Genomic DNA, 16,667 nt, shown 5'->3' on the forward strand with positions numbered 1-16,667 from the left:
TTGAAAAGATTACTTTTAGCCGAAGACGATTTTGATTTTGCGGCGATTTTAAAACAGTATTTAGAACTGCATCAATTTGAAGTAATTTGGGCAGAAAACGGCGAAATAGCTTTAGACTATTTTAAAAACCAGGTTTTTGATATTTGCATTTTTGATGTAATGATGCCTAAAATGGACGGATTCTCATTGGCCGAAAAAATAATTACCATCAATCCAGAAATTCCTTTTATTTTTCTAACGGCGAGAAAGCTCAAAGAAGACAAAATCATCGGTCTAAAACTTGGTGCAGACGACTATATCGCAAAACCTTTTGAAGTTGATGAGTTGGTTCTTCGTTTGCAGAATATCCTAAAAAGAATCGAGCAAAAAAGAAGTCTGGATGGAAATAATATAATCGAAATTGGTTCGTATATTTTTGATAACGAACGCTTAACGCTAAACAATAAAAATCACGTCCAGCAACTTACAGAAATGGAAGCTTCTCTTATCGAATATTTATATTTGAATCATAATCAACTCTTAAAAAGAGATCAGATTTTAATGTCGATCTGGAAAAAAGATGATTATTTCTCAGGAAGAAGCATGGATGTTTTTATCAGCAGGCTTAGAAAGTACTTCAATTCAGATCCTAAAATTAAAATCGAAAGTGTTAGAAACATAGGGTTAGAATTTAAAATTGAAAAATAGCATCCTGTAAATCATATAATTTTTCATAAGCAATTGTATAACAGCAGTTAACTTATCGAAATTTAACTTTGTTAGAGAACTTTTAAATCTAACAATTATGAACCTAAAAAGATTTTTCGGCGGATTGCTTACAATCCTCGGAATAGTAGGACTTATTTATACTGCCGTTATTTTTGCCGGCACATCTGGAGAAACCAGAGATATCAAATCGCTTATTATTTACGGAATATTAGGAATTGTCTTTTTCATGTCGGGCATAAGCTTGGTGCGAACAACTAAAGATGAATCTTAATTCTAAAGTAACAAAGTGGCAAAGTTTTAAATTCTTTGTCACTTTGTTACTTTGTTATTCTGTCACTCCGCAACTTTATTACTCAAATCCAAATCAGTAAAATCTCTTTCTGTTTTAGAAATTATGATCGTCGCGACCGTGTTTCCGATTAAGTTGGTAATTGCTCTCGCTTCGCTCATAAATTTATCTACACCCAATAAAAATGCTAAACCTTCGACTGGAATTTTATGCAATGCCGTTAAGGTTGATGCTAAAACAATAAATCCGCTTCCCGTGACGCCTGCCGCGCCTTTTGAAGTAATCATCAGAATTCCGATAACGGTCAGGATTTCGAAGAAACTCAAATGCACATTATATAATTGCGCAATAAACAGCACCGACATCGAAAGGTAAATTGAAGTTCCGTCCAGATTAAAAGAATAACCAGTCGGAATCACCAATCCCACAACCGATTTACTGCATCCCATTCTTTCTAGTTTTACCATAATACTTGGCAGAGCAGCCTCAGAAGATGAAGTTCCGAGAACGAGCAGAAGTTCTTCTTTGATATATTTTAAAATTGAAAGTATACTGATTTTATAATATTTTAATATGCTTCCCAAAACCAAAAAGACAAATAATGCCATGGTCAAATAAACACAAAGCATCAATTTACCAAGCGGAATTAACGTCGCCAGACCAAATTTCCCAATTGTATATGCCATTCCGCCAAAAGCACCAATTGGAGCGAGATACATTACATATTTTAATCCGAAGAAAACCACTTTAGAAAATCGTTCTAGAACCAAAATCGTCTGCTCTCTTTTTTGGTAAAAGTTTAGCGCGATCCCGCAGATAATAGCCGCTAACAAAACCTGCAGCGTAAAATTGGACAAAAAGAACTGCAACCAAGAAAAATCCTTTGCTGCGCCATTTGTATATTGGCTTGCATCGCCAAAAGTCAATCCCGATTTATCAATTTTTCCAGGTTTAAATAAATAAGCGACTGCTACACCAATTGCAAGAGCAACGGTCGAAACCACTTCAAAGTAAGTTAAAGCTTTAACCCCGATACGTCCTACTTTTTTCAGATTTCCCATTCCTGAAATTCCCAAAACAATCGTTAGAAAGATAATCGGACCAATAAAAAGCGAAATAAGCTGAATAAACTTCTTGCCTAGAAATTCCATTTTTACACCATTTTCAGGAGAAAAATGTCCAAGCAAAACACCCGAAATAATAGCAATTAAAACCCAAAAAGTAAGATTGGTTACAACAGTTCTAAAAAGACTTTTTTTTGCTTTTGAAGATGGATTTGGAGTGGTAATATTCATGAAAGTAAGTTAGATAGTTCACAAATATATAAAAAATGCAGACCTATAAGCCGGATTCTGTTCTTGCCTTATTTTGCAACAAGACAATACCTTATCATTTATCTAGATCCACCATTACTGATGGACTCAATCTACCTACCCTTCGGCAACGAACGAGAAGCCCTTAAATGCCGATATACTTGGTATTTCACCGCATAGAGTTTACCTGGTTTCACTACAGCATTACCTGTACATACTTTCTGCTGCACTTGTCCTAATCCTCTCGTTCCAAAAAACGAGAGAACCGACGGGCGTTACCCGCTATGCCTCTCTATGGTGTCCGGACTTTCCTCCCCTCCGATAAAATCGGAGCGACGATAAGGCGGTCTGCGCTGCAAAAGTAGCGATTTAAGAACTAACAATAATGATTTTAAATTTCAGATTTTATGAATTTTATCATAACTTTTTAATTTTAAAATAGTTATCTTTAAAAATCTATAATTTTAAATTCAGTTTATCATGAAAAGAATGTATCATTACGCAACTGTTTCAAAAGCTTTAGATCAATTGAATGAAAAAGGATTTACGTGCGATTTTAATCGAAATGCTGATGCGATTAAAAAGAATCCTGAGAAATTTGAAATTGTTCATGTGTATCGATACGAGGGTGAGTCAGACCCAGCAGATGAGGCAGTTGTATACGGAATTAAGTCGACTTCGGGCAAAAAAGGAGTTTATGTTGCTGGTTTCTCAGCCGATTCAGACCAGGAAACAGCAAAGTTTTTATTTGATTTAAGCATTAGAGGAAGGTAATTTTAAAATCCAATCCAGAGCTTGAAAATAAAAAAATCCAAATTCCAATTGTATTAATACAAAACTGGAATTTGGATTTTTTTTATTTGAATTTGCCAATTTTAGGGTGTCGGTATTTTCAATTTCCAACCTGGCTGAATTAAATCAGGATTTGAAATAATATCTTTGTTTGCTTCAAAAATATCCTGCCAGGAAACTCCATACGCTTTTCCAATCTTCGAAAGAGAATCCCCTATTTCAACTGTATATTCTCTAGAAACACCTTCCTCAACTTCAATATTCATTACCACATCAGCCGATCTATATTCTGGATCGAGTTTTTCATAAGCATTCCAAAGCTTATTTTTATCTACAGCAGATTTTGCTATCCCATCAATATAAAGCACATTATCTTGTTCTCTTACCTGTAAATTTTCGATTCCTAATTCAGATGCTAAATCGATTACTTCTCTGTATTTATCCTGTATACTCATGACATCCCTATTTAATAGTTAATTGATTGTCTACTTTTTTCGGATGCAATTCCTGTATACTTTGCATTAACGGCTGTAATTTGTCTTTTTTAATTTCACCCGAAAGTGTCACAACACCGCCAACAACAGTAGCGCTAACGCCGTCGTAAGCATCTACAACTTTGCTAACCGATTTATCTAAATCGGCATCAGAATTAATAACAACAGTAGCCGCAGCTGGCTCTTGATTGGCTCTTGCTAATTCGCAGGTATTTATTACAGATTTTACCCCTTTGGTTGCTCGTACGCTTTTTTCAATATTTTTCTTGAAAATTTCGTCTTCGCAAGTTCCCGCTATTGTTGCAACGCCATCATGTACAGCAACTTGTATCGTTGCAACGTCACCGAGTTTTTCTCTAATTGCTGCTTCAATATCAGCATCGTTAGGTTTGCATGATACCAGAGCAATACTAAGGCTCATTCCTAATAAAATGGATCTCATTTTCATAATACTCTCTTTTAATAATTTACATTTTTAAAATTAAAAAGATTAAGCATCAAAAGATTATAGGATGTTACTGTGAGTTTTATAAGTTTTTCAGTTAATTGAATTTTGTTCTTTTCTTAAAAGAGGCACATAAAAAAACCTCAAATTTTTCAATTTAAGGTTAAAATAATTCAATCTATAAAACTCTAATTAGGCAAATAATCAAGTTTAGTCAAGACCCTATCTTCTATATTCCCTAGTACATCGCCATATTTTTCGGTATATAGTTTTTTGATATCGATCCATTCTTGGTCTTTTCTAAAATCTTCCCAAGCTTTTTTCATCGTTACTTCATTTGGCCATTCTAGAAAATAGACAAACTCCGTTTTCTTATCTGATTTTGATTCGTAAATAGAAATAATCTTAAAGTTGTATTTCTTCATAATACGCATAGCATGATCACGAAAACGTTCGTGAAATTCTTTTTTATTGCTTTCAAAAATCTCATAGATTCGCAATTGATAAATTGGACTCGTTCGAGTTTTTTGCGCTTTTGCAGTAAATACTGCAAGCAAAATTAATAGTAGAAAATACTTCTTCATACCTTATAAATTTATCAGCTTCCTAATTTGCCATAACGTTGCTGTTCTGAAAAATAAATAATAATTGTTTTTCCATTCTTTTTATAAGGGTAAAACAATTCATAATTTCCTTTACTTGAACTATATCTTAATTCCTCATTATTTTTATCAAAAACCTCATTCAAATAAGCTCTTTCTTCTTTAGTTGTCTTATAAATATAATTCGCTTTATGGGGCTGTATGCTATCATTTGTATCCAATGTATCCAAACTTTCATTGTAATATGCATTAAAACCAAGAAAAACAGGCGAATCTTTAATGGAATCTTTTACAATTAGGGTTACGCTCGGAAAGTTTTTATCTGTTGAAGACAAGACTCTTAAAATTCCAGTTGTTTCCTTAATGTATGATTTAGAAAATGTATAATTCAAAAGTTTGTCACTATTTGCTTTGTTTGATTCTATAATAGATTTTGCAGAACTAATTAGCATTTTTTCTTTTTTAGCAGAAGTCAAATAATCACCGCCAAAAAGTATAATTAAAATTAAGGGGAAAATTAAAAACAAGACAGCAAACTTGCGTCGGTTTGATTTGGTGTTTACTTCATCTTCATTTTTTCTTTCGGCAATTCTTGTCAAATTAAACATGAGATTCACTATTAGAGATCCAGCCATAAGAGCAAGAATTCCGAGAATGCTTAAATAAAAGCTTTCGGTCATATTTTCTCTAAATACTTTTAGTCCGAAAACCTCAATTACAATAAATGTAAAAACCCAATACACTAATAAAAGTATAGAGGTGATTCCGATAATATTACTTAATTTGACGATTTGTTTTGCGTTCATACTTTCTAATTAATAATAAATAGGCTGTTAAATGTTTTGCATTAAAAGTATTACTTTTTCTTTAAACGTTGCAGATAATATTTTTTTCTTTCTACAATTCAATCACTTAAAAATCTTTCAATTTTTAAATTTTTAAATCATTAAATTATACTCTATATTTGCTATCCAATAAAAGAGAATATGGAACAATTTGTAGTATCGGCACGTAAATATCGCCCGCAGACCTTTAAGGATGTTGTGGGGCAAAAAGCCATTACCAACACTTTGTTGAATGCTATAGAAACCAATCACTTAGCATCTGCTCTTTTATTCACAGGACCACGTGGAGTTGGTAAAACAACTTGCGCGCGTATCTTGGCAAGAAAAATAAATCAGCCTGGATATGACGATCCTACTGAAGATTTTGCATTTAACGTTTTTGAGCTAGATGCTGCTTCAAACAACTCGGTTGATGACATTCGTAACCTTATCGATCAGGTTAGAATCCCGCCACAAACCGGACAGTACAAAGTATATATCATCGACGAGGTCCACATGTTGTCTTCGGCCGCTTTTAATGCTTTTCTTAAAACATTAGAAGAACCGCCAAAACATGCTATTTTCATTTTAGCGACAACAGAAAAGCACAAAATTCTTCCAACGATTTTATCTCGCTGTCAGATTTTTGATTTCAAAAGAATTACGGTAAAAGATGCTAAAGAACATTTGGCAGATGTTGCTGAAAGTCAAGGAATCGTTTTTGAAGATGATGCACTGCACATTATTGCTCAAAAAGCAGATGGCGCCATGCGTGATGCTTTGTCTATTTTTGACCGTGTAGTTTCGTACTGCGGAACAAACTTGACGCGTCAGGCAGTAACCGAAAACCTAAACGTTTTAGATTACGAAACTTATATTTCGATTACCGATTTACTTTTAGAAAATGAGATTCCGAAACTTTTACTAGCATACAATGATATCTTGGCTAAAGGTTTTGACGGACATCATTTTATTGCTGGTTTGGCTTCACATTTCAGAGATTTATTGGTAAGCAAAACACCTTCAACTATTGCTTTATTAGAAGTTGGTGAACAGGCGCAACAAATATATGCGGTTCAATCTCAAAAATGTTCTCAGGAATTTTTGCTTAAAGGAATTGATATTGCAAATGACTGCGATTTAAAATACAAATTAAGTCAGAATCAACGACTTTTGGTTGAATTATGCTTGATGCAATTGGCCTCTATCAACTTTGATGGAGAAAAAAAAAAGTTGAGCAATTCATAATTCCGCCCGTTTACTTTAAAAACGGAGGCTATTCTATAGTTGAAGTTCAAAGTCCAAGTAAGGAAGATTCAAATACAAAATCCCAAATTCCAAATTTGGAAGAAAAAAATAATGCCGCATCTGTAAATACCCAAAATACAGTTCAAGTTCCTGTCGAAAGTCCAAAAGTTCAGACTCGTGAAACTCCGAAAACAGATACAAACGGTGCTCCAAAAGTTTCTGCCTTTTCTCTTGCCAGTATTCGGAAGAAAAAAGAAATGGAGGAAAGCAGCAAATCGTACGTTAAACCTTCTTCTGTTTTACCAACCGAAGAATTTAATGAAACCGATATGCGTCTTCATTGGAACAAATATGCAGAACGTTTAGGTCAAAAGGGATTAAAGATCATGGAATCTATTTTATTGATCAACGATCCTGTTTTGGATGGAACGAGAATTACATACGAATTGCCAAACGAGGGTTCTAAACTGGAATTTGAAAGCCAGATGAATGGTTTATTAGGTCATTTAAAAGGTCATTTACATAATCACGATATTACTATTGAAGTTATTGTAAATGAAAAAGTTGAAATGAAACGAAGCTATAACAATCAGGATCGTTACAATCGTTTCTTGGAAATCAACCCAAATATTGAACTTTTACGCACAACATTTGGATTGGACTTGAAGGATTAATTTTTTAATAGCGGTAAATTTTTCTTTTTAAATTCTATTATTTTTCCTATTTCATGTTATTAAAATAAAACCCCAAATTATTTGTTTCTAACCCCGAACTTATAGACTTTTTCTAGCCATTTTTTTCTTTGTTCTTCATTAGAACCTTTTATAATTCCGATATAGCTTACTTTGACCGGTTTTACGCCACAAAATTCTAAAGTAGATTTTTTTAACTGATTGACACTTGGTCTTCCAAAAAACAATCTATAATACCAGCTTGGCTGATCTAGGGTTGTGATGATGTGAGCTGTTTTGCCTTTGAGCAATTTATCCCACCAAACCGAGTTTTCACGATACTGGAAAGCCATTCCTGGCAGAAACAAACGATCGATAAACCCTTTCGTTAGCGCAGGAAGTCCGCCCCACCAAACGGGATGAATCCAAACTAAATGATCGGCTCTTTTTATTTTTTCCCACGATTCTAATAAATCTGGCTCAAGATCTATTCTTTTATGGTAGCCAAATTTGAGATTTGGATTGAAATTTAAATTGGCAATTGTAATGGTTTCTACTGTTGCTCCAGAAGCTACAGCACCTTTTTGATACGATTCTGCAATTCCGAAATTGAAACTTTCTGCATTCGGGTGTCCGTTTATAATTAGTATTTTTTTCATATCGAAGTTTTTTCAAAAATACTATTCATACATTTTCTTTTACTGGACAAATGTCCTAAAATGACTTTTTCCCACAGATTTCACAGATAAAATGATTCTTAATTTTAATGCTAAAATTTCAAACACATAGAAACATAGAATTATTTTTATGAAAAAGTCTATTGAAAAAATCTAAATTTAAACATATAGACTATAGTGATCTGAAAAGGTTATTTCTCGCAGATTTGGCAGATTGCGCAGATTTAGAAAATAATAAAAGATTTACGCAGATCTCTTAGCTAAAATATTTTAAGCCTAACTAGTTAAAATAAAATCTGCTAAATCTGCGAGAGAATTAATTACACAACTGCTTTTCGTATTCGACTTAAATGTCTTGGTGTGATTCCGAGATAAGAAGCCAAATATTGCAACGGAATTAGCTGAATATACTTTTGATGATTTTTACAAAGTTCTTCGTAACGTTGCGCACCCGATAGTTTTTGAAAAGAAACCATTCTTTTATGCAGGTTTACAAATTCTAATTCAGTTAATTTTCTGCCTGTTTCCTGCCAATTAGAACTTGATTGATACAATTTCTCTAAAGCTTTTCTATCTAGAATCTGCAATTTTGTATCGGTAAGAGCTTGAATATTTTCTTCTGCTTTTTCTTTTGTAATAAAACTGGCAAAAGAGGCCATAAATTCGTTTTCAAAAGCAAAACAATTGGTGATTTCGTCGCCTTTATGATTGACAAAAAAGGAACGTAGAATTCCTTTTTCGATAAAAACTATTTCGTTGCAAACCTGATTTTCAGTCAATAAAAGCTCTCCTTTTTTTACTGTTCGAAATGTAATCAAACTGTCTAAAAGACTTAATTCATCGGCAGAAAAATCTTGAATGGACTGAAAAACAGATTTCATATCTTATTCGTTTGAAGAAAAAATCCTTCCGATTCTTTTGTCTGGAATAAGCCATAACATTGCAACTGTAAAATAAGCTGCTCCAGAAATCCACTGGTTAAAGAATGCCGTAACAATTCCGATAACATATAAAACTAAGGAGATTTTACCTTTATAATCTTTGTTAAGCGCTTTTCTCAAAGCAGAATTCTTTCCTTCGCTACACATGATCGTATACTGCAAAATAATATAAGAGATTGCAGAAAGAAGCAGCACAACACCATACATTGTCATTGCGGCTTTCTCAAAATTATGCTCTCCCATCCAAGCAGTTGAGACAGGAATTAAGGAAAGCCAAAATAAAAAGTGCAGATTACTCCACAATACTTTTCCGTTTACTTTTGATAAACTATGTAGCAAGTAGTGATGATTATTCCAGTATATTCCAACGTAAATAAAACTCAAAATATAGCTCAAAAACTTCGGGATAAGCGGTTTTAGATCTGCAAATTCATGTCCTTCTGGTGCTTTAATTTCCAGAATCATAATCGTTATAATGATCGCCAAAACGCCATCACTGAAAGCTTCAAGTCTGCCTTTATTCATTTAAAAAAATAGATATTAAATTTTACCGTAATACATTGCTTTTACGATACCATCAGAAAGTCCGATTTTAGGAACATAGATCTGTCGTGCACCACTCCACTTCATCGCATTCAGATAAATACGAGTTGCATGGATAATTACGTCGGCACGATCAGAGTTCAAACCTAATTCGGCAATTCTCTGTTCGTAAGTCAACGAATTTAAAAAGGCATATTGTGAGTTAACATAGATGTACGAAAGTGGTTTTTCCTGCTGTTTCCCAGACATTTTAAACAATTTATTGATGTTTCCTCCAGAACCTATTAGCGTTACCTCATCATAATCTGCAGTATTGGTTTTAATCCATTTTTCGATTTCATCCCAAACTACGTCATGAACCATGTTGTTCAATAAACGAACGGTTCCTGCTTTGAAAGATCTTGAAGTAATCATTTTTCCGTCAGAGAATAAGGTAAACTCGGTGCTTCCACCTCCAACGTCCACAAAAAGATAAGTTTCGTCAGATTTAATTAAGTGATGCAAATCTGTAGAAGCAATAATTGCGGCTTCTTTTTTACCGTCGATAATCTCGATTTTAATATCGGCTTTTTTCTTAATTAAAGCCACAACTTCTTTTGCGTTATAGGCTTCGCGCATTGCGGAAGTTGCAAATGCCATATAACGCTCTACTTTATGTACTTTCATCAAAAGGTTGAATGCTTTCATGGCATCTACCATTCGATCTATATTTTCTGGTGAAATTTCTCCAACCGTGAAGGCATCTTGTCCTAAACGAATTGGCACACGAACTAGGGAACTTTTATTAAACTGCGGTTCTTTGCCTTCTTGTTCCACAACGTTAGCGATCAAAAGCCTCATGGCATTTGAACCGATATCTATCGCTGCAAACTTCCTAATATTAATCATGCTCACTTTATGATTTTGAAAATTGGTATTTAGTATTAATTTACTTTTTGAGGAACCTCTTCTAATAGGGCTACTTTATTCTGATAATATTTATAGGTTTCAAATTGTGCTCTAAATGGGGCATGATGATTTTTAGGCTTATATTTATTATCTAATTTATAAGAATGATATCTCACTTTTACATTTCCTTTCCATGCAATATTGAAATTATCAATCAGTTCTTTTTTAATTTCAAGGTCGTAAATCGGACAGGTTACTTCGACTCTTCCGTCTAAATTTCTGGTCATAAAATCGGCAGACGAAATGTAAACTTCGGTCAAGCCAGCGTTTCCGAAAATATATACTCTTGAATGTTCCAAGTAATTGTCTACGATACTTATCGCTTCGATGTTTTCGCTCATTCCTGGAATTCCTGGAATTAAAGAGCAAATTCCTCTTACCTGAAGCTGGATTTTTACTCCCGCATTACTTGCTTCGTATAATTTATCGATCATTTTAAAATCGGATAAACTATTCATTTTTAATTTAATGTGAGTTTTTCTTCCAGCAAGCGCATGAAGAATTTCACGATCAATCAATTTAATGAATTTAGTTCTGGTATAATGAGGTGACACAATTAAATGTTTGTATCTGTGTACTCGATAATTAATATCAAAAAACTCAAATATTTTGGATGTGTCTTTTAAAATTCCCTGATGGCAAGTGAAAAGCGTTACATCGGTATAAATCTTTGCTGTTGATTCGTTGAAATTTCCAGTTGAAATAAATCCATAACGACGGTTTTTGCCCTCTTCCAATCTCTCGATTACACAAATTTTACTGTGCACTTTCAGTCCTTTGATACCAAAAATAAGTTCGATTCCCTCGGTCTGCATTTGTTCTGCATACGAAATGTTCGAAGCTTCATCAAAACGTGCCTGAAGTTCGATTTGCACCACCACTCTTTTGCCATTTTTGGCGGCGTTTATCAGCGAACTGATAATTTGAGAGTTCTTAGCTAAACGATATAAGGTGATTTTAATGCTAGTTACTTTTGGATCTAACGCTGCTTCACGCAAGAATTTTGTCAGATATGAAAATGACTGATAGGGCGCATGCACCAAATAATCTTTTTTAGAAATTTTTTCTAGAATACTTCCCTCCAAACTCAAACCTGGAACTGGCAGTGGCTCGTTTGGCTTATACAACAAATCGTATCTACCAAGGTTTGGAAAACTCATATAATCACGACGATTATGATACCTTCCTCCTGGAATTATACTGTCTGTTTCTACAATTTTCATTTTATCTAAGAAAAATTGCAGGGTATCTTCTTCAATTAAATTATCATAAATAAAACGAACAGGCTCTCCTATTCGGCGATCTTTTACAGACGAAGCAATTTTTTCAAGCATACTTTTGCTTAAATCACTGTCTATGTCCAATTGTGCGTCACGAGTAATTTTGATCATGTGGGCAGAAACGCTCTTATAATCAAATATATTAAATATGTTTTTCAGTTTAAAACGAATCACATCATCAATTAAAATAACGTATTGTTTTTCGTCTTCAGATGGAAGCACAACAAATCTGTTGATGTTTTTTGGAATTTCAATTAAAGCATAACGAACCTCATCGTTTGCCAATTCTAAACGAACTGCCAAATATCCTAAAGTATCTTTTAGAATTGGGAAAACCGCTAAATCATTTAAAATGATGGTTACCAATTCCGGACTTAACTTTTGGGTATAAAAGTCTTTTAAGAAACACTCTTGTTTTGGTGTAATCTGTGTTTCGTTGATGATAAAAATATTTTCAGATTCTAGCTCTGCTTCAATATTTCCTAGAATACGCAAACTTTCAGATTGCTGCTGAATTACGATTTCAGTGATATCTTTAATTAATTGGTGAGCAGAAATACCTCCTAAATATTTTTCGCCAGAAATACCTGAGAGACTTAATCGTCGAATGGCCGCGTACCGAACTCTAAAAAATTCGTCTAAGTTGTTTGAAAAAATTCCAACAAAACGCAGTCTGTCTAAAAGTGGCACTGTATTGTCTGCTGCTTCCTGAAGTACTCTTGCATTAAACGCTAACCAGCTTTTTTCTCTATCGATATATTTCTGTTCGTACACTGTAATTATTTTAAATCTTTGGGGAAAATAGTTTTATGTGTTTTGCCCTTATGGATCGTGTCCCAACTTTCGGCATCAAACTGTAACGATACAAAGCCCGAAGTTGGTACATTTTCTATAAAAACATCCCCAAATTTATTAACAAAATTTGTAATAGCCTCGTTATGTCCGAAAAGAATAACGCTTTCAAAACTATTATCACACGATTTAATAACTTTTTCAAGCTGCTTCTCATCAAAAGTGTATAAATCGTCTTTAAAAATGATACTTTCTAATGGATAGGATAAGTTTTGCGCAAAAATCAAAGCAGTCTCTGTAGCTCTCACAGCTGTACTGCTCCAAATAATATATGTTTTTGGAAGATACCCTGAAATATTTAATGAAACATCATGCGCATCTAAAATTCCTCTTTTCATTAATGGACGATCAAAATCTTTCAATGGTGCTTCCCAGCTAGATTTGGCATGACGAATTAATATAAGATTTTTCATAAGTAGCAAAATTTTAAAAACCTGAATTGCAGGTCATTTTTTAATTAAGTTCTAATTTACAAAAGAAATTTTAAACCATTTCTTTTTTTTATTTCTGTTAACATTATAACAAAATTTTAACCAGAATAAACAACCGATAAACCTTTAGGACAACAGAAATTCGAAAAATCATTTTTTTGCCATTTTATGTACTTCATCTATAAAATTAGTATTTAGTCGATATTCTAAAATATCCCAATATTTTAACTAAATACTTGATTATTAATCATTTAATTAGACTCGAAAAAACTTAATATCATCAATTAGACAAAAAAATTAAAGAAAAAATTTACTTTTTCAAGTTAAAAAAAAGTGTTTTTAAGTCAATTTTTGATAAAAAAACAACACTTCAACGAGTTTTTAGGTTAGTTATAGATAAAAAAATCGTATTACAAAAACTCTAATATAACTTTGATTCTGTTAAAATATTAAATATATCACAAAACAAAGAAACAATTTATACGAATAAAAAAGTGTCACTTCAACGGTCCTAAAAAGTGTCAAAATTGTAAGTTATTTTTTTGTTAGAAATGCACGATGTGATTAATAACCTATTTGTCTCATTACAAAAATAAATAGAACAGTTTTTCCATCTTCTTGAGATTTTTACTGAACATTAACTTAAAACTAAAAAAAAACAAAAACACTCATTCTTTCTACAACCCAAATCTTTAACTCACTACTATAATTTTTATTAAGAACGCCTCGGCAATTTATAATCAATTAAAACGGATTATAACTCAAGAATCTCAAAATAAAATTACTAAAGATTAAAAAAATTAGAGATTATGAAAAACATTACTTTAATTAATTTGAATATTAAATACGTTTATATTACGTTGCTTTTAATATTTGTTACAAGTGGCTATTCTCAAAATACATATGATGGCAATTACTGCCCTGGTCCAGGTGCAGTTGGTGATGAATATGCAACTGGAACGGTTTACAGCACAGTATTATTAGCTAATCCTTCTTCAACATGTAACATTGGGACGATTCGTGCTAAAGTTGATACCCAAAATCAAGTTTTAAGATTAGGTATGAACATTGGTAATGGTGGTTCGGCACTTTTTAGATTGTACTTAGATACCGATAATAATTCATCAACAGGATTAACCTCAGATTCATTTGGAGGAACCATTAGTGTAGCTGGTGCTGAGTATATCTTAGAAATTAATTCTAACGGAAGTGGTTTTACTTTATATACGGGAAATGGCAGTGTTAAAACTCAAACTAATGTTATCCCTGCAGGTCTTGCTGCTCAGGCAGGTAATGCCAATTGCAATTCTGGCGCTACATTTTTAGAGTTTAATGTTCCTTTTGGAAGCTTGGGAATTAACATTTGTGATCCCAATAATCCTGGCGTAATTAACGTTACAAAATTAGCTTCTGTTAGTGGTAACTCACCTAATTCAAGTCTATGTACTAATACTCCACTTACTTTTGGAATTCCACTAAAAGGAACAGTTGGACCAAACACAACTATTTGTTCAGGAGCTAGTGCTGCTTTAACCATAACAGGTCTCAATGCTGGTTCTACTGTAAGTAAATGGCAATCATCTGTTGCTCCATTTTCAGTATGGGTAGATATTGCTAATACTGCAGGTTTAACAGCTTACAATACAGGTAATTTAACAGAAACTACAAAATTCAGAGCAATATTTTCTAATTCAGGTTTATGCTCTGGAAGTAACATTGCAACAAGTGAAGCAACCGTAACAGTAAATGCTCCAACGGTTTGTTCTATTACTGGTACTGCTGGCCCTGTATGTTTATCTTCTTCTAATGTTTATTCGGCTCCAGCCAGTATGACCACCTATTCGTGGTCTTTGCCTCCTGCGACTGCAAATGGTGCTACAATCACATCAGCGACAAATTTACAAAACGTAACTGTTCAAGCTGGTTCTACTTGTAATACAACGTTTAAATTAGTATTAACTACTACTTTAAATGGATGTAGTTCTACTTGTGAAAAAATAGTAACTGTTAACGACACAACAGCGCCAACTTGGACAACTCAAGCTAATGCGTTAAATGTTACCCTTCAATGCAGTGATACGGCAGGATTGACAGCAGCCCAAAATCAGGCTCCTGTTGCCACAGACGATTGCGGTGGAACTGTAACCTATACAAAAGTGAGCGGAACTTTCGCCGCTGGAACTTGTGCCAATTCTGGAACTTACACCAACACTTGGACCGCTAAGGACGTCTGCAATAATACTTCAACAGTTTTCACTCAGGTGATCACTATTCAAGACACGACTGCGCCAACTTGGACAACAGCTCCAACAGCTTTGAATGTTACTTTAGAATGCAGCGATGCCGCAGGATTGACAGCAGCACAGAATCAGGCTCCCGTTGCCACAGACAACTGCGGCGGAACCGTTACTTATACTAAAACAAGCGGAACTTTTACTGCGGGAACTTGCACAAATTCTGGAACATACACCAACACGTGGACTGCGAAAGATGTGTGCAACAATACATCTACAGTTTTCACTCAAGTGATCACTATTCAGGACACTACTGCTCCAACTTGGACAACTCAGCCTAATGCATTAAACGTTACGCTTCAATGCAGTGACGCTGCAGGATTGACTGCTGCACAAAATCAGGCTCCTGTAGCAACTGACAACTGCGGTGGAACTGTAACCTATACAAAGGTAAGCGGAACTTTCGTTGCTGGAACTTGTGCCAATTCTGGAACATACACCAACACTTGGACCGCTAAAGATGTCTGTAATAATACTTCAACAGTTTTCACTCAGGTCATCACTATTCAAGACACGACTGCGCCAACATGGACAACTTCTGCTGGTTCGCTGAATGCAACTGTAGAATGCAGCAATACTGCAGGACTTGCAGCTGCTCAGGCTTTATTCCCAACTGCCTCTGACTTTTGCGATGCTGATGTTTCTAACATCATTAAAGTAAGCGGTCAGTTCGTAGCTTCTCAAGGTTGCGGAAACGCTGGAACTTACACCAACACATGGACTGTAAAAGATGATTGCGGAAATACATCCGAAACTTTCACTCAAGTAATCACCATTCAGGATACAACAGCGCCTACATGGACAACTGCTCCAACAGCTTTAAATGTGACTTTAGAATGCAGCGATGCATCTGGACTTGCAAATGCTCAGGCTCAGTTCCCAATAGCTTCTGACTTATGCGATGCTGATGTTTCTAACATTATTAAAGTAAGCGGTCAATTCGTAGCTTCTCAAGGATGCGGAAACGCTGGAACTTACACCAACACATGGACTGTAAAAGATGATTGCGGAAATATATCCGAAACTTTCACTCAAGTAATTACAATTCAGGATACAACAGCGCCTACATGGACAACTGCTCCAACAGCTTTAAATGTAACTTTAGAATGCAGCGATGCATCTGGATTGGCAAATGCTCAAGTCATGTTACCTGTAGCTTCTGATCTTTGCGATGCTGATGTTACCAATATCACTAAAGTAAGCGGACAGTTCGTAGCTTCTGAGGGTTGCGGAAACGCAGGAACTTACACCAACACCTGGACAGTGAAAGACGACTGCGGTAACACTTCTGAAACTTTCACTCAGGTAATTACAA

The 16,667-nt window shown here is 34.4% G+C and carries 17 protein-coding genes and 1 other RNA gene; 6 read left to right on the forward strand and 12 right to left on the reverse strand.

From position 1 onward, the window contains the following. Both FF52_RS18420 and FF52_RS18425 read left to right on the forward strand, forming a co-directional pair. On the forward strand, positions 1-687 hold the full coding sequence (locus FF52_RS18420) for a response regulator transcription factor (protein ID WP_008467910.1): 687 nt from the start codon (positions 1-3) through the stop codon (positions 685-687). Between the two features lie 97 nt (positions 688-784). Further along, the gene (locus tag FF52_RS18425; RefSeq protein ID WP_008467912.1) at positions 785-979 is read left to right on the forward strand and encodes a hypothetical protein; all 195 of its coding nucleotides are present in this window, start codon (positions 785-787) and stop codon (positions 977-979) included. 62 nt (positions 980-1,041) lie between these two features. Here FF52_RS18425 and FF52_RS18430 read toward each other — a convergent pair whose 3' ends face one another. Next, positions 1,042-2,292, reverse strand: coding sequence for a cation:dicarboxylate symporter family transporter (locus tag FF52_RS18430; RefSeq protein ID WP_008467913.1), 1,251 nt, complete (start codon positions 2,290-2,292; stop codon positions 1,042-1,044). Positions 2,293-2,322: 30 nt separating this feature from the next. Further along, an RNA gene (rnpB, locus tag FF52_RS23215) (RNase P RNA component class A) lies at positions 2,323-2,665 on the reverse strand. Positions 2,666-2,790: 125 nt separating this feature from the next. Here rnpB and FF52_RS18435 point away from each other — a divergent pair. After that, positions 2,791-3,084: a hypothetical protein gene (locus FF52_RS18435; RefSeq protein WP_008467915.1), complete on the forward strand. Its 294-nt coding sequence runs from the start codon at positions 2,791-2,793 to the stop codon at positions 3,082-3,084. A 101-nt stretch (positions 3,085-3,185) separates the two neighbouring features. Here the strand turns inward: FF52_RS18435 and FF52_RS18440 are convergent, their stop codons facing one another. The 4 genes from FF52_RS18440 to FF52_RS18455 form a co-directional block, all read right to left on the reverse strand. Beyond that, positions 3,186-3,557: a LysM peptidoglycan-binding domain-containing protein gene (locus FF52_RS18440; RefSeq protein WP_008467918.1), complete on the reverse strand. Its 372-nt coding sequence runs from the start codon at positions 3,555-3,557 to the stop codon at positions 3,186-3,188. Between the two features lie 7 nt (positions 3,558-3,564). Then, entirely contained in the window at positions 3,565-4,044 is a 480-nt protein-coding gene (locus FF52_RS18445) for a BON domain-containing protein (protein WP_008467919.1), read from the reverse strand. A 185-nt stretch (positions 4,045-4,229) separates the two neighbouring features. After that, positions 4,230-4,625, reverse strand: coding sequence for an NIPSNAP family protein (locus FF52_RS18450; RefSeq protein ID WP_008467922.1), 396 nt, complete (start codon positions 4,623-4,625; stop codon positions 4,230-4,232). A 14-nt stretch (positions 4,626-4,639) separates the two neighbouring features. Next, a complete protein-coding gene (locus FF52_RS18455) occupies positions 4,640-5,449 on the reverse strand; it encodes a hypothetical protein (protein WP_008467924.1) in 810 nt (269 codons plus the stop codon). Positions 5,450-5,629: 180 nt separating this feature from the next. Between FF52_RS18455 and dnaX the strand changes: the two genes are divergently transcribed. Continuing rightward, positions 5,630-6,715, forward strand: coding sequence for a DNA polymerase III subunit gamma/tau (gene dnaX / locus FF52_RS18460; RefSeq protein WP_008467925.1), 1,086 nt, complete (start codon positions 5,630-5,632; stop codon positions 6,713-6,715). Positions 6,716-6,810: 95 nt separating this feature from the next. After that, complete coding sequence (locus FF52_RS18465) at positions 6,811-7,389, forward strand: hypothetical protein (protein ID WP_008467927.1); 579 nt, start codon at positions 6,811-6,813, stop codon at positions 7,387-7,389. Between the two features lie 77 nt (positions 7,390-7,466). Here the strand turns inward: FF52_RS18465 and FF52_RS18470 are convergent, their stop codons facing one another. From FF52_RS18470 to FF52_RS18495, 6 genes are all read right to left on the reverse strand, one after another. After that, entirely contained in the window at positions 7,467-8,045 is a 579-nt protein-coding gene (locus FF52_RS18470; protein WP_008467928.1) for an NAD(P)H-dependent oxidoreductase, read from the reverse strand. 338 nt (positions 8,046-8,383) lie between these two features. Then, positions 8,384-8,944, reverse strand: coding sequence for a Crp/Fnr family transcriptional regulator (locus FF52_RS18475; RefSeq protein ID WP_008467930.1), 561 nt, complete (start codon positions 8,942-8,944; stop codon positions 8,384-8,386). A 3-nt stretch (positions 8,945-8,947) separates the two neighbouring features. Next, positions 8,948-9,529, reverse strand: coding sequence for a TMEM175 family protein (locus tag FF52_RS18480; RefSeq protein WP_008467931.1), 582 nt, complete (start codon positions 9,527-9,529; stop codon positions 8,948-8,950). 15 nt (positions 9,530-9,544) lie between these two features. Next, positions 9,545-10,435, reverse strand: coding sequence for a Ppx/GppA phosphatase family protein (locus FF52_RS18485; protein ID WP_008467933.1), 891 nt, complete (start codon positions 10,433-10,435; stop codon positions 9,545-9,547). A 35-nt stretch (positions 10,436-10,470) separates the two neighbouring features. Then, positions 10,471-12,549, reverse strand: coding sequence for a polyphosphate kinase 1 (gene ppk1 / locus FF52_RS18490; RefSeq protein ID WP_008467935.1), 2,079 nt, complete (start codon positions 12,547-12,549; stop codon positions 10,471-10,473). A gap of 5 nt (positions 12,550-12,554) precedes the next feature. Continuing rightward, positions 12,555-13,040, reverse strand: a complete 486-nt coding sequence (locus FF52_RS18495; protein WP_008467937.1) for a SixA phosphatase family protein — start codon at positions 13,038-13,040, stop codon at positions 12,555-12,557. An 827-nt stretch (positions 13,041-13,867) separates the two neighbouring features. On the opposite strand from FF52_RS18495, the gene FF52_RS18500 reads away from it, so the two are divergent. Continuing rightward, positions 13,868-16,667, forward strand: a 2,800-nt coding sequence (locus FF52_RS18500; protein ID WP_035691939.1) for an Ig-like domain-containing protein, incomplete at its 3' end; no start/stop codon positions are given.

It is taken from the genome of Flavobacterium sp. F52 (assembly GCF_000278705.1).
Taxonomy (GTDB): Bacteria; Bacteroidota; Bacteroidia; order Flavobacteriales; family Flavobacteriaceae; genus Flavobacterium; species Flavobacterium anhuiense.